This window comes from Achromobacter sp. GbtcB20 (assembly GCF_019091095.1).
Lineage (GTDB): Bacteria > Pseudomonadota > Gammaproteobacteria > Burkholderiales > Burkholderiaceae_B > Achromobacter > Achromobacter mucicolens.
On record NZ_JAGXJZ010000781.1, the window covers coordinates 1 to 245 of the forward strand.

General features: G+C 66.5%; 1 protein-coding gene. It reads left to right on the plus strand.

What is annotated here, in order from left to right; all coding sequences use genetic code 11:
- Positions 1-245 (plus strand): hypothetical protein (locus tag KVT32_RS31100; protein ID WP_217619533.1); only part of this gene is annotated, 245 nt, incomplete at both ends.

A 245-nucleotide genomic window follows, 5' to 3' on the forward strand; every position in this document is an offset into this window, starting at 1 on the left:
GCCTCGACCCTGCCGGACCGCTTCGCCTTCAAGAGCGGCGCCAAGAACCGGGTCGTCAAGATCTTCATCGACTACCTGAGGAACGGGCAGGGCGCCACCACGGTCTGCGCCTGGGCCGCGCGGGTGCGTCCGGGCCTGGGCATCTCGGTGCCGGTCGCATGGGAAGAGCTGAAGTCCCTGAAGTCGGGCGACCAATGGAACGTGACCAACGTGCACACCCGGCTGGACCTTGGCAATGAACCCTG